Annotated in this window: 1 protein-coding gene; it reads left to right on the forward strand. The window is 60.8% G+C overall.

Annotation, left to right across the window (positions count from 1 at the left end; all coding sequences use genetic code 11):
- Positions 1-217: amino acid--tRNA ligase-related protein (locus tag A3728_RS15085; RefSeq protein ID WP_330220285.1), on the forward strand; the 217-nt coding region annotated here is incomplete at both ends.

Raw genomic sequence — 217 nt, forward strand, 5'->3', positions numbered from 1 at the left:
TGCGGCGCGAGAAGATGCAGGCCAACATGAAGCTGCGTTCGGACGTGGTGGCCTCCATCCGGAAACGGATGTGGGATCAGAACTTCCGCGAATTCCAGACGCCGATCATCACGGCCTCTTCGCCCGAAGGCGCGCGTGACTTTCTGGTGCCCTCGCGCCTGCATCCGGGCAAGTTCTACGCATTGCCGCAGGCTCCGCAGCAATTCAAACAGCTGTT

This window comes from Sulfitobacter sp. HI0040, assembly GCF_001634885.1.
Classification (GTDB): domain Bacteria; phylum Pseudomonadota; class Alphaproteobacteria; order Rhodobacterales; family Rhodobacteraceae; genus Sulfitobacter.